General features: G+C 61.4%; 9 protein-coding genes. All 9 read left to right on the forward strand.

What is annotated here, in order from left to right; all coding sequences use genetic code 11:
• The first annotated feature begins 385 nt into the window (after positions 1-385).
• The 9 genes from AC30D7_RS05180 (at position 386) to lysS (ending at position 11,696) form a co-directional block, all read left to right on the forward strand.
• Positions 386-2,008 carry a methyl-accepting chemotaxis protein gene (locus AC30D7_RS05180; protein WP_490133320.1) on the forward strand — a complete coding sequence of 541 codons (1,623 nt, stop codon included), beginning with the start codon at positions 386-388 and terminating at the stop codon, positions 2,006-2,008.
• A complete protein-coding gene (locus tag AC30D7_RS05185; RefSeq protein WP_490133321.1) occupies positions 2,008-2,544 on the forward strand; it encodes a chemotaxis protein CheW in 537 nt (178 codons plus the stop codon). Before AC30D7_RS05180 ends, AC30D7_RS05185 begins: the two co-directional genes overlap by 1 nt.
• Entirely contained in the window at positions 2,541-3,806 is a 1,266-nt protein-coding gene (locus AC30D7_RS05190) for a CheR family methyltransferase (protein WP_490133322.1), read from the forward strand. The genes AC30D7_RS05185 and AC30D7_RS05190 overlap by 4 nt, the downstream gene beginning before the upstream one ends.
• The gene (locus AC30D7_RS05195; RefSeq protein WP_490133323.1) at positions 3,803-4,486 is read left to right on the forward strand and encodes a chemotaxis protein CheW; all 684 of its coding nucleotides are present in this window, start codon (positions 3,803-3,805) and stop codon (positions 4,484-4,486) included. The genes AC30D7_RS05190 and AC30D7_RS05195 overlap by 4 nt, the downstream gene beginning before the upstream one ends.
• Positions 4,483-6,792, forward strand: coding sequence for a hybrid sensor histidine kinase/response regulator (locus tag AC30D7_RS05200; RefSeq protein ID WP_490133324.1), 2,310 nt, complete (start codon positions 4,483-4,485; stop codon positions 6,790-6,792). Before AC30D7_RS05195 ends, AC30D7_RS05200 begins: the two co-directional genes overlap by 4 nt.
• Complete coding sequence (locus AC30D7_RS05205; protein ID WP_490133325.1) at positions 6,789-7,799, forward strand: chemotaxis response regulator protein-glutamate methylesterase; 1,011 nt, start codon at positions 6,789-6,791, stop codon at positions 7,797-7,799. Before AC30D7_RS05200 ends, AC30D7_RS05205 begins: the two co-directional genes overlap by 4 nt.
• Positions 7,800-7,847: 48 nt before the next feature.
• Positions 7,848-8,849, forward strand: a complete 1,002-nt coding sequence (locus AC30D7_RS05210) for a diguanylate cyclase domain-containing protein (protein WP_490133326.1) — start codon at positions 7,848-7,850, stop codon at positions 8,847-8,849.
• A gap of 139 nt (positions 8,850-8,988) precedes the next feature.
• Positions 8,989-10,084 (forward strand): peptide chain release factor 2 gene (gene prfB, locus AC30D7_RS05215; protein WP_096481021.1). Its coding sequence is split into 2 segments (ribosomal slippage): positions 8,989-9,060 and positions 9,062-10,084, totalling 1,095 coding nucleotides; the frame shifts between segments, so codons are not numbered across the junction.
• A gap of 109 nt (positions 10,085-10,193) precedes the next feature.
• On the forward strand, positions 10,194-11,696 hold the full coding sequence (gene lysS, locus AC30D7_RS05220) for a lysine--tRNA ligase (protein ID WP_019651828.1): 1,503 nt from the start codon (positions 10,194-10,196) through the stop codon (positions 11,694-11,696).
• Positions 11,697-11,740 lie beyond the last annotated feature (44 nt).

Consider the following 11,740-nt stretch of genomic DNA (forward strand, 5'->3'; position numbering starts at 1 on the left):
ACGCAGGCATAAGCGTGCCGAGGTGACTGACCTCTTATGCTCAGTAGTTGTTCTCAGTTGTTCCACTCCATCGTTCTTCGCGAGCAAGCTCGCTTCCACACTCGACCGAGTTGCCCTGACGGGCGCGGTCTACTGTGTGAGCGAGCCTGGTCCGGGTGGCGATCCGACGATGGTATTTTCAGCAGCGCCAAAGATTCCAACGGCCAATCCACGGCCCATTCTTGCCATTCACCGCAGGCACCCTCCACCCGATCCAGCGGAAAGTCCAGATGCAGAAGCGTTTCGGCTATTTCCCCCAAGTCGCAAGAAGCGGCAAAACCTCGTCTTATAAATGAAACACCCTCAGCTATACTCCGCAGCATTTGACCCGCACCGAGGACTGACTGTGAAGAACTGGACGTTGCGCCAACGCATTTTGGCGAGCTTTGCGGTAATTATCGCGATCATGCTGCTGATGGTCGTGGTGTCTTTTTCTCGGTTGATGAAGATCGACGCCAGCGCAGAATCAGTCCGCACCGATGCGGTTCCCGGGGTGTATTTCAGTTCGATGATCCGCGGCGCGTGGGTCGACAGCTTTAACCTCACCCAACAGATTGTCGGCCTTTCCGGACGTCGCGAAATGACCGTCGCCGACCAGACCATGTACAAAAGCTTCGAAGAGCGCTTGAACGAGCAAATAGCCAACTACCGCAAAACCATTTTCACTCAGGACGATCAGGTTCTGTTCGACGAGTTCGAAGTGCGTCATCAGCTCTACAACAAAGAAATGAGCAACGTTCTCGATCTCTATCAGCGTAAAGAGTACGACCAGGCGCTTCTTGCCCTGGAGCAAAAACTGACGCCGGCCTGGGTCAATGGGCGCAAGCAGCTGAACAGCCTTCTTGAAAATAATCACGCCCTGGCTGAACAATCCACGCTGGCCATCAGTGATGCGGTGACAGCCGCCAAAATCAGCATGGGCGTCTCTTTGCTGGTGGCAGTCATCGTCGCCGGCCTCTGCGGCCTGCTGTTGATGCGTGCGATCATGGCGCCGATGAATCGGATTGTGGATATCCTCGAAGTCATGCGCACCGGCGATCTCAGCAATCGCCTGAATCTGGATCGCAAGGACGAATTCGGCGCGGTGGAAACCGGCTTCAACGCCATGATGACCGAGCTCACCTCGCTGGTGTCCCAGGCCCAGCGCTCCTCGGTGCAGGTCACCACGTCGGTCACCGAAATCGCCGCGACTTCCAAGCAACAGCAGGCCACCGCCACCGAAACCGCGGCCACCACCACTGAAATCGGCGCCACCTCGCGGGAAATTGCCGCGACCTCGCGCGACCTGGTGCGCACCATGACCGAAGTCTCCACCGCCGCCGACCAGGCTTCGGTGCTGGCCGGTTCTGGTCAGCAAGGCCTGGCGCGCATGGAAGACACCATGCATTCGGTGATGGGCGCGGCAGATCTGGTGAATGCCAAGCTGGCGATCCTCAACGAGAAGGCCGGCAACATCAACCAGGTGGTGGTGACCATTGTCAAAGTCGCCGACCAGACCAACCTGTTGTCCCTGAACGCCGCAATCGAGGCCGAGAAGGCCGGTGAATACGGTCGCGGATTTTCCGTGGTCGCCACCGAAGTGCGGCGTCTGGCAGACCAGACGGCTGTGGCCACCTACGACATCGAGCAGATGGTGCGCGAGATCCAGTCGGCCGTGTCGGCCGGGGTCATGGGCATGGACAAGTTCTCAGAGGAAGTGCGCCGCGGCATGTCCGAGGTGCAGCAGGTGGGCGAGCAGCTGTCGCAGATCATTCATCAGGTTCAGGCGCTGGCGCCGCGGGTGTTGATGGTCAACGAAGGCATGCAGGCCCAGGCCACCGGCGCCGAGCAGATCAACCACGCGCTGGTGCAGTTGGGCGATGCCAGCAGCCAGACTGTCGAGTCCTTGCGCCAGGCCAGTTTCGCCATCGACGAACTGAGCCAGGTGGCCGTTGGGCTGCGTGGCGGTGTTTCGCGATTCAAAGTCTGATGAGCGAACTTACGGCCAGGCGCGGCGCGGCGATGCCGGCGAAGCAGTCGTTGTTTCTGGTGTTCTGCATCGGCAGCGAGCGCTACGCCTTGCAGGCTATCGAGGTGGCCGAAGTACTGCCGCAACTGCCGTTGAAGCCCATTCCCCGGGCGCCGGACTGGGTGGCGGGGGTGTTCGCCTATCGTGGCGCGGTAGTGCCGGTGATCGACCTCAGCGCGCTGACGTTTGGCCAACCGGCCCAGGCCCGCACCAGCACGCGACTGGTGTTGGTGCACTATCGGCCGGATGAGGCGACGCCTGCGCAATTGCTCGGGCTGATTCTGGAACAAGCCACCGACACGTTGCGCTGCAACCCGGCGGACTTTCAGCCTTATGGCCTGGACAATCGCCAGGCGCCGTACCTCGGCCCGGTGCGCGAAGATGCCCAGGGGCTGCTGCAATGGGTACGGGTTGCCGATTTACTGGATGCACAGGTTCGCGCCTTATTGTTTCCCTCGCCGCCGCTGGACCTGGCGCAGATTGAGGAGCAGGGATGAGCAGCGATCAGCGTTTTTTCGATTTTCTCAAGGAGCGTATCGGCCTGGATGTCGGCTCGGTCGGCCCGGCGATCATCGAGCGCGCGGTGCGCCAGCGCATCACGGCGGCTCGGGCGCTGACGGCCGATGAGTACTGGCACACGTTGCTGGGCTCGCGCGACGAACAGCAGGCGCTGATCGAAGCGGTGATCGTCCCCGAAACCTGGTTTTTCCGTTACCCGGAATCATTCGCCACGCTGGCGAAGCTGGCAGCCAAGCGACTGGCAGCGATCAACAACATGCGCGCCCTGCGAATCCTCAGCCTGCCATGTTCCACCGGCGAAGAACCGTACTCGATCGCCATGGCATTGCTCGATGCCGGGCTGGCGCCGCACCAGTTCAAGGTCGACGGCATGGATGTCAGCCCGCTATCGGTGGAGAAGGCCAGGCTTGCGTTGTACGGCAAGAATTCGTTTCGTGGCCAGGAGATCGAATTTCGCGAGCGCCATTTCACCGCTGAACATGACAACTATCGCCTCAGTGGACGCGTGCTTGAACAGGTGCGTTTACAGGTCGGTAACCTGCTGGATCCGACCTTGCTGGTCAACGAGCCGCCCTATGACTTCGTGTTCTGTCGCAACCTGCTGATTTATTTCGACCAGCCGACCCAGCAGCAAGTGTTCGAAGTGCTCAAGCGCCTGACTCACGTCGATGGCGTGCTGTTTATCGGCCCGGCCGAGGGCAGCCTGCTCGGTCGTTTCGGCATGCGTTCGATCGGGATCCCGCAGTCGTTTGCCTTCAGTCGCCAGAGCGCGCCCGAACCGCTGGCGACCTTTGTGCCGATGCCGCTGCCGGCACAGCAACCGGTGCGCAGCGTGACTCCGCCACCGGTGCGCAGTCGACCCTTCGCGGCGGTCGTGCCGGTGCCTCAAACTCCCAACGCCACCCCTTCGGACGCCGCCACGCTGCTGGCGAACATTGCCGCGCTGGCCAACGAAGGTAAAAGTGCCGAGGCCCGTACCGCGTGCGAAAGTTATTTGCGTAGTCACGAGCCCGTGGCCCAAGTGTTCTATTGGCTGGGGCTGCTCAGCGATGTCGCCGGCAGTGCCCTGGAGGCCCAGGGTTTTTATCGCAAGGCGTTGTACCTCGAACCGCAACACCCCGACGCATTGATGCACCTGGCGGCTTTGCTGCAATCCCAGGGCGATGCGGCGGGTGCCAGAAGATTGCAGGCCCGCGCCGCCCGTAGCGAGCGCGCCGCTGACAGTGAGCGTAAACGATGAACGCCTCCGACACCTTGAGCGTCACCCATGAAGATGCCCAGGCCATCGACGACTGCTGGAACCGTATCGGTATCCACGGCGATCAGTCCTGCCCGCTGCTGACCGATCACATTCATTGCCGCAATTGCGCGGTGTATTCGGCTGCCGCCACGCGCTTGCTCGACCGCTACGCCTTGTCGCAGGGCGACCGTGGGCAAATCTCCACGGTGGCCGAGAGTGAGGTGAAAACCCGCTCGCTGCTGATGTTTCGCCTCGGCGAAGAGTGGCTGGGCCTGGCCACTCGCAGCCTGGTCGAAGTGGCGCCGCTGCAAGCGATCCATTCCTTGCCGCACCAGCGCTCCCGGGCATTGCTCGGCGTGGCGAATGTGCGCGGTGCCTTGGTGGCGTGCCTGTCTTTGGTGGAGCTGTTGGGGCTCGACGACACCAGTAGCGTGGCGCCCGGCGCACGGGTAACGCCGCGGATGCTGATCATCGCCGCCCACGGCGGGCCGGTGGTTGTGCCGGTGGACGAAGTGGACGGGATTCACGCCATCGATGAGCGCATTCTCGATGCCGCGTCCCAGTCCGGCACCCAGGCCAGCGCCAAATACACCCGCGGAGTCTTGCCATTCAAAGGTCGCAGCCTGCGTTGGCTGGATGAAGAGCAGCTGCTGTCTGCCGTGACCCGGAGCCTCACATGACCCCCGACCAAATGCGTGACGCCTCCTTGCTGGAGCTGTTCAGCCTGGAAGCCGAGGCCCAGACCCTGGTGCTGAGCGCCGGTCTGCTGGCGCTGGAGCGTGATCCGACCCAGGCCGATTACCTCGAGTCGTGCATGCGCGCGGCCCATTCGCTCAAGGGCGCGGCGCGGATTGTAGGCGTCGATGCCGGGGTCAGCGTCGCCCACGTGATGGAGGATTACCTGGTCAGCGCCCAGGAAGGGCGCCTGTACCTGCGACCCGAACACATTGATGCGCTGTTGCAGGGCACCGATCTGCTGATGCGGATTGCGACGCCGAACAATGCTCCGGCGCCTGCGGATATCGACGCTTACGTCGTCTTGATGGGACGGCTGCTTGAACACATGGCGACGGTTGCCCCCATCGCGCTGCCGATGGCAGAACCTCCGCTCGAACCGCCGGCACCCAGGGTCGAGCCGCCCGTTCGTGTCGCCGAAACACCCGTCGAAACGCTCATTGAAACACCCCAGTCAGAGCCCGCCGAGCCTGCGTCCAAGACCAAGCGCACCACCGACACTGGCGAGCGTGTATTACGCGTCACGGCCGAGCGCTTGAACAGCCTGCTCGACCTGTCGAGTAAATCGCTGGTGGAAACCCAGCGCCTCAAGCCGCACCTGGCCACCATGCAGCGCCTTAAACGCATGCAGAGCAATGGCCTGCGGGCGCTGGAAAGCCTCAACGTCCATCTCAAGGACCATGCCTTGAGCCTCGAAGCCCAGGAAGCCTTGGGCGATGCCCGCCGATTGCTGGCTGAGTCCCAGCAATTGCTGGTGGAAAAAAACGCCGAACTGGACGAGTTCGCCTGGCACGCCAGCCAGCGCGCGCAGGTGTTGTATGACACCGCGCTGGCCTGTCGCATGCGGCCGTTCGCCGACGTGCTGAGCGGTCAAGTACGCATGGTCCGCGATCTTGGGCGCGACCTTGGCAAACAGGTGCGGCTGGAGATCGAGGGCGACAAGACCCAAGTCGACCGAGACGTACTGGAAAAGCTCGAGGCGCCGCTGACACACCTGCTGCGCAATGCGGTGGATCATGGCATCGAAACCCCGGAACAGCGACGCTTGGCGGGCAAGCCGGAGGAAGGCGTGATCCGTTTGCGAGCCTCCCATCAGGCCGGTCTGCTGGTGCTGGAGCTGAGCGATGATGGCAATGGCGTCGACCTGGAAAAGGTCCGCCGCACGATCGTCGAGCGGCAGTTATCCCCAGCCGAGACTGCCGCGCAGTTGAGCGAAGAAGAGCTGCTGACGTTCCTGTTTCTGCCGGGTTTCAGCCTGCGCGACACGGTCACCGAAGTGTCCGGGCGCGGCGTCGGGCTGGATGCGGTCCAGCACATGGTCCGGCAGTTGCGCGGCGCCGTGGTGCTGGAGCAGACGGCGGGCGCGGGCAGTCGTTTCCATCTTGAAGTGCCGCAGACGCTGTCGGTGGTGCGCAGTCTGGTGGTGGAAGTCGGTGACGAGGCGTATGCCTTCCCGCTGGCGCACATCGAGCGTATGTGCGATCTGGAGCCGGAAGACATCGTGCAAGTCGAAGGCCGGCAGCACTTCTGGTACGAAGGCCAGCATGTCGGGCTGGTCGCCGCCAGTCAGCTGTTGCATCGCCCGGCGAGCCAGAACAGCGCGCAGACCCTCAAAGTCGTGGTCATGCGCGAGCGCGAGGCGATCTACGGGGTGGCGGTCGAGCGGTTTATCGGCGAGCGGACGCTGGTGGTGCTGCCGCTGGACGAGCGTCTGGGCAAGGTGCAGGACATTTCCGCCGGAGCCTTGCTCGACGACGGCTCTGTGGTGCTGATCGTCGACGTCGAAGACATGCTGCGTTCGGTGGACAAACTGCTCAATACCGGACGTCTGGAGCGCATTGCCCGGCACGCCAATCAGGCCGTCGAAGCCTCGCGTAAACGGATTCTGGTGGTGGACGATTCGCTGACTGTTCGTGAGTTGCAGCGCAAATTGCTGCTCAATCGCGGTTACGACGTCGCCGTGGCGGTGGACGGTATGGATGGCTGGAATGCCCTGCGCTCGGAGAATTTCGATCTGCTGATCACCGACATCGACATGCCGCGCATGGACGGCATCGAGTTGGTGTCTTTATTGCGTCGCGACAATCGTCTGCAATCGCTGCCGGTGATGGTGGTGTCCTACAAGGACCGCGAAGAAGACCGGCGTCGTGGACTGGACGCCGGCGCCGACTATTATCTAGCCAAGGCCAGTTTTCATGATGACGCCTTGCTGGATGCAGTCGTTGAGCTCATTGGAGGGGCGCGAACATGAAAATCGCCATCGTCAACGACATGCCCATGGCGGTAGAGGCTTTACGCCGCGCTCTGGCGTTCGAACCGGCGCACGAGGTGGTCTGGGTCGCCGGCAACGGGGTGGAGGCGGTGCGACGTTGCGCCGAATACACCCCGGACCTGATCCTGATGGACTTGATCATGCCGTTAATGGACGGCGTGGAAGCGACCCGGCGGATCATGGCCGAAACCCCCTGCGCGATCGTCATTGTCACCGTCGACCGTCAACAGAACGTGCACCGGGTGTTCGAAGCCATGGGCTACGGCGCGCTGGATGTGGTCGATACCCCGGCGCTGGGTGCTGGCAACCCTCAGGAAGCTGCCGCGCCTCTGCTGCGCAAGATCATGAACATTGGCTGGCTGATTGGTGACCACAGCAATCGGGTGCGAGCGGCACCGAGCCCGCACCGCAACTCGGCCTCGCGCCAACACCTGGTGGCCATTGGTTCATCCGCTGGCGGGCCGGCGGCGCTGGAAGTGCTGCTCAAGGGTTTGCCACCCGATTTTTCGGCCGCCATCGTGTTGGTCCAGCATGTGGATCAGGTGTTCGCCGCCGGCATGGCCGAATGGCTTGCCACCGCCAGCGGCCTGGATGTACGCCTGGCCCAGGAAGGCGAACCGCCACAAAGCGGCACGGTCCTGCTGGCTGGTACCAACCATCATATTCGCCTGCTGAAGAACGGCACGCTGGCCTACACAGCCGAACCGGTCAATGAGATCTATCGTCCGTCGATCGATGTGTTTTTCGAGAGTGTGGCCAGTTACTGGAGCGGTGACGCCGTGGGCGTTCTGCTAACCGGTATGGGGCGCGACGGCGCCCAGGGGCTTAAACTCATGCGCCAACAGGGCTACCTGACCATCGCTCAGGACCAGAACAGCAGTGCCGTGTACGGAATGCCCAAGGCGGCCGCAGCTATCGAGGCTGCCGTGGAAATCCGCCCACTGGACAAGATAGCGCCACGTTTGCTGGAGATTTTCCAAAAATGACTATCATTAGCAGCAATCGTGGCCCAAGCAGTACTCAGGTGACCGCACATGAATGAATTACAGCTCGACGACTTCAAAACCGACGAAAACGCCGCCATGGTGTTGTTGGTGGACGATCAGGCGATGATCGGCGAGGCGGTGCGCCGTGGTCTGTCGAACGAAGAAAACATCGACTTCCATTTCTGCGCCGACCCGCACCAGGCCATCGCCCAGGCGATCCGCATCAAGCCGACGGTGATCCTTCAGGATCTGGTCATGCCCGGCCTGGACGGCCTGAGTCTGGTGCGCGAATACCGTAATCACCCGGCCACCAAGGACATTCCGATCATTGTCCTGTCGACCAAGGAAGACCCGCTGATCAAAAGCGCGGCATTTGCCGCCGGGGCCAACGATTACCTGGTCAAGCTGCCGGACAACATCGAACTGGTGGCGCGCATCCGCTATCACTCGCGCTCCTACATGACCCTGCTGCAGCGTGACGCGGCGTATCGCGCCTTACGCGTGAGCCAGCAGCAATTGCTCGACACCAACCTGGTGCTGCAACGCTTGATGAACTCCGACGGCCTGACCGGGCTGTCGAACCGCCGGCATTTCGACGAATACCTGGAACTGGAGTGGCGGCGTTCGATGCGTGACCAGACGCAATTGTCGTTGCTGATGATCGATGTCGACTATTTCAAGTCCTACAACGACAGTTTTGGTCATCTCGAAGGTGATGAAGCCCTGCGCAAAGTCGCCACGGCGATTCGTGACGCCAGCGCCAGGCCATCGGACCTGCCGGCCCGTTACGGCGGCGAAGAGTTCGTCCTGGTCTTGCCCAACACCTCGCCGGGCGGTGCACGGCTGGTGGCGGAAAAGCTGCGTCGGACCGTGGCCGGGTTGAAGATCCCGCACATTTTCCCGACCGAAGGTTCGTGCCTGACCATCAGCATCGGCCTGTCGACCATGACCCCGCAGCCGGGCGTTGATTGCCGGCAATTGATCTCGGCGGCGGACAAGGGGCTGTACCTGGCGAAGAACAATGGGCGTAATCAGGTGGGAATTGAGTAGTCTTCAGATTAAGTGAAGCCCCAGGCCCCCTCGCCACAGGTTTTATGTTGCCCCTAAAGCCGCCAGGCGGGCTGCCGTGACAGCTCGATTACGTTATACTCGCCGGCTTTCAAAAGTTCGCCAACGAGTGCTGCCCGCCATGGAAATCAACCCGATCCTTAACAGTATCAAGGACCTGTCCGAGCGCTCCGAAACTATTCGGGGGTATCTTTGACTACGATCAAAAGCATGAGCGTCTGACCGAAGTCAATCGCGAGCTTGAAGATCCGAGTGTCTGGAACAACCCTGAGTACGCTCAGAACCTGGGTCGCGAGCGCTCTGCGCTGGCCCAGATCGTAGAAACCCTCGATGAAATGTCCAGCGGTCTGGCCGATGCCAAGGACCTGCTGTTGATGTCTGCCGAGGAAGAAGACCAGGCCGCCGTCGACGACGTAGCCCTTGAAGTGGAGCGCTTGCGCGAAGCCCTCGAGAAGCTCGAATTCCGTCGCATGTTCAGCGGCGAGATGGACCAGAACAACGCCTACCTGGACATCCAGGCCGGCTCCGGCGGTACCGAGGCCCAGGACTGGGCCAACATCCTGCTGCGCATGTACCTGCGCTGGGCGGATAAACGCGGTTTCGACGCGACCATCATGGAATTGTCGGCCGGTGAAGTCGCCGGTATCAAAGGCGCGACCGTGCACATCAAGGGCGAATACGCCTTTGGCTGGCTGCGTACCGAAATCGGCGTGCACCGTCTGGTGCGCAAGAGCCCGTTCGACTCCGGCAACCGTCGTCACACCTCGTTCTCGGCCGTGTTCGTTTCGCCGGAAATCGATGACAACATCGAAATCGACATCAACCCGTCGGACCTGCGCATCGACACCTACCGCTCCTCCGGTGCCGGTGGTCAACACGTAAACACCACCGACTCGGCCGTACGGATTACTCACGTACCGACCAACACCGTGGTCAGCTGCCAGAACGAACGCTCCCAGCACGCCAACAAAGACACCGCGATGAAAATGTTGCGGGCGCGCTTGTACGAGCAGGAAGTGCAGAAACGCAATGCTGCTTCCCAGGCTCTGGAAGACACCAAGTCGGACATCGGCTGGGGTCACCAGATCCGTTCGTACGTGCTCGATGCCTCGCGGATCAAGGATCTGCGTACCAACATCGAACGCAGCGACTGCGACAAGGTGCTCGACGGCGACATCGACGAATACCTGGTGGCGAGCCTGAAACAAGGGCTGTAAGACGTGCAATACAGGATCGCCTGATACAGCGCGATCCCTGTAGAAGCTGGCTTGCCAGCGATCCCCGGCCGAAGGCCGGGGCAACGAACCTGATGGAATATTTAAAGACATGAGCGACCTACAACTCGACCCGCAAGCCCTGCAACAGGAAGAAAACTCCCTGATCGCCCTGCGCAAGGAAAAGCTTGCTGCCGAGCGCGCCAAGGGCCAGGCCTTCCCCAACGACTTCCGCCGCGACGCCTACTGCGAAGACTTGCAGAAGAAGTACGCGGACAAGACCAAGGAAGAGCTGGCAGAGGCTGCGATCCCGGTCAAGGTTGCCGGTCGTCTCATGCTCAACCGTGGCTCGTTCATGGTGATCCAGGACATGTCCGGGCGCATCCAGGTTTACGTCAACCGTAAAACCCTGTCCGAAGAAACCCTGGCCGCGGTGAAAACCTGGGACTTGGGCGACATCATTGCCGCCGAAGGCACCCTGGCCCGTTCCGGCAAGGGCGACCTGTACGTTGAAATGACCAACGTGCGCCTGCTGACCAAATCCCTGCGCCCGCTGCCGGACAAGCACCACGGCCTGTCCGACACCGAGCAGCGCTACCGCCAGCGTTACGTCGACCTGATCGTCAACGAAGACGTGCGCCAGACCTTCCGCGTGCGTTCGCAAGTGATTGCGCACATTCGCAGCTTCCTGATGAAGCGTGACTTCCTGGAAGTCGAAACGCCGATGCTGCAAACCATTCCGGGTGGTGCGGCGGCCAAGCCGTTCGAAACTCACCACAACGCGCTGGATATGCAGATGTTCCTGCGTATCGCGCCGGAGCTGTACCTCAAGCGTCTGGTTGTCGGTGGCTTCGAGAAAGTCTTCGAAATCAACCGCAACTTCCGTAACGAAGGCGTTTCGACCCGGCACAACCCCGAGTTCACCATGCTCGAGTTCTACCAGGCCCACGCTGACTACGAAGACAACATGGACCTGACCGAGGAACTGTTCCGCGAACTGGCGCAGCTGGTTCTGGGCAGCACCGACGTGCCTTACGGCGATAAGGTGTTCCACTTCGGCGAGCCGTTCGTGCGTCTGTCGGTATTCGACTCGATCCTCAAGTACAACCCGGAGCTGACCGCTGCCGACCTGCAGGACATCGACAAGGCCCGCGCCATCGCCAAGAAGGCCGGCGCCAAGGTGCTGGGCTTCGAAGGCCTGGGCAAACTGCAGGTGATGATTTTCGAGGAACTGGTCGAGCACAAGCTGGAACAGCCGCACTTCATTACCCAGTACCCGTTCGAAGTGTCGCCGCTGGCCCGTCGTAATGACGAGAACCCGAACGTCACCGACCGTTTCGAACTGTTCATCGGTGGCCGTGAAATCGCCAACGCCTACTCCGAGTTGAACGACGCGGAAGACCAGGCCGAACGCTTCATGGCACAGGTGGCCGACAAGGACGCCGGTGACGACGAAGCCATGCACTACGACGCCGACTTCGTTCGCGCGCTGGAGTACGGGATGCCGCCGACCGCTGGTGAAGGGATTGGTATCGACCGCCTGGTGATGTTGCTGACCAACTCACCGTCGATCCGCGACGTGATCCTGTTCCCGCACATGCGCCCGCAAGCGTAAATGTTTCAATTAAAAAGCCGCCTAAAACAGGCGGCTTTTTATTG

This window comes from Pseudomonas sp. DF5, from assembly GCF_058148225.1.

Coding starts and splice junctions, on each gene's coding strand:
- lysS (WP_019651828.1), top strand. CDS start 10,194: ATGAGCGACCTACAACTCGACCCGCAAGCCCTGCAACAGGAAGAAAAC.
- AC30D7_RS05195 (WP_490133323.1), top strand. CDS start 3,803: ATGAACGCCTCCGACACCTTGAGCGTCACCCATGAAGATGCCCAGGCC.
- AC30D7_RS05210 (WP_490133326.1), top strand. CDS start 7,848: ATGAATGAATTACAGCTCGACGACTTCAAAACCGACGAAAACGCCGCC.
- AC30D7_RS05185 (WP_490133321.1), top strand. CDS start 2,008: ATGAGCGAACTTACGGCCAGGCGCGGCGCGGCGATGCCGGCGAAGCAG.
- AC30D7_RS05205 (WP_490133325.1), top strand. CDS start 6,789: ATGAAAATCGCCATCGTCAACGACATGCCCATGGCGGTAGAGGCTTTA.
- AC30D7_RS05200 (WP_490133324.1), top strand. CDS start 4,483: ATGACCCCCGACCAAATGCGTGACGCCTCCTTGCTGGAGCTGTTCAGC.
- AC30D7_RS05190 (WP_490133322.1), top strand. CDS start 2,541: ATGAGCAGCGATCAGCGTTTTTTCGATTTTCTCAAGGAGCGTATCGGC.